The organism is Micromonospora sp. NPDC003776, assembly GCF_053605645.1.
Genome location: NZ_JBSGJR010000958.1, coordinates 1 through 1,251 on the forward strand (window position 1 = coordinate 1; position 1,251 = coordinate 1,251).

The 1,251-nt window shown below is 72.0% G+C and carries 1 protein-coding gene and 1 pseudogene; both read left to right on the top strand.

The genetic code is table 11. The features are described from left to right. A pseudogene (locus ACWEVO_RS36685) lies at nt 1-132 on the top strand (septation protein SepH); the annotation flags it as partial. A gap of 55 nt (nt 133-187) precedes the next feature. Continuing rightward, a complete protein-coding gene (locus tag ACWEVO_RS36690) occupies nt 188-1,174 on the top strand; it encodes an aldo/keto reductase (RefSeq protein ID WP_452311974.1) in 987 nt (328 codons plus the stop codon). Nucleotides 1,175-1,251: the final 77 nt, after the last annotated feature.

Here is a 1,251-nt window from a genome sequence, read left to right on the forward strand (position 1 = left end):
CGCCGCACGGGCACCGCGGCGGCAGCCGGTGGCGGCGAGTCGGCGGAGGCCGGCGGCAAGCCGCGCAAGCGGCTGCCGAGCTGGGACGACGTCCTCTTCGGCAGCGGCCCGGCGGCCCGCGAATCGTCCTGATCCACGTCCACCCTTGTCGTGGGCACTCTAAGTGCGCGCGTGCCAGGGTGGAGCCATGGAGTACACGAACCTGGGACGCACCGGTCTCTCGGTGAGCCGGCTCTGCCTCGGCACCATGAACTTCGGGCCGCAGACCGACGAGCCGGACAGCTTCGCCATCATGGACCGGGCGCTGGAACACGGCATCAACTTCTTCGACACCGCCAACGTGTACGGCTGGAAGCTCGGCGAGGGCGTCACCGAGCAGATCATCGGCCGCTGGTTCGCCCAGGGTGGCGGGCGGCGCGACAAGGTCGTCCTGGCCACCAAGGTGTACGGCAAGATGGGCGAGTGGCCCAACGAGCAGGGCCTGAGCGCCCGGCACATCATCCGGGCCTGCGAGGAGTCGCTGCGCCGGCTGCAGACCGACACCATCGACCTCTACCAGATGCACCACATCTCCCGGACCACGCCGTGGGAGGAGATCTGGCAGGCGATGGAGACCCTGGTCGCCCAGGGCAAGGTCCTCTACGTCGGATCGTCCAACTTCGCCGGCTGGCACATCGCCCAGGCGCAGGCCGCCGCCGGCCGGCGCAACTTCCTCGGCCTCGTCTCCGAGCAGTGCATCTACAACCTGATGACCCGGTACGTAGAGCTGGAGGTGATCCCGGCCGCCCAGCACTACGGCCTGGGCATCATCCCGTGGTCCCCGCTGCACGGCGGGCTGCTCTCCGGGATCATCCGGAAGATGGCCGAGGGCAGCGCGGCGCGGGGCACCTCCGGCCGGTCCGCCGACGCGCTCGCCGCGCACCGGCCGACCATCGAGGCGTACGAGAAGCTCTGCGCGGACCTCGGCCACGACCCGGCGGACGTGGCGCTGGCCTGGCTGCTCTCCCGCCCCGGGGTGACCGCCCCGATCGTCGGCCCGCGCACCATGGACCAGCTCGACCGCAACCTCGGCGCGCTGGACGTCGACCTCGACGAGGAGACCCTGAAGAAGCTCGACGAGCTCTTCCCGCCCGTCGGCAACGGCGGCCCCGGCCCGGAGGCCTGGGCCTGGTAACGCCCTGCGGGGTCACCCGCGGCCGCTCCGGCCGCTCCGGTCGGCACGGCCATCCCGGTCGGCCCAGCCGGCCCGGC

Coding starts and splice junctions, on each gene's coding strand:
- ACWEVO_RS36690 (WP_452311974.1), top strand. CDS start 188: ATGGAGTACACGAACCTGGGACGCACCGGTCTCTCGGTGAGCCGGCTC.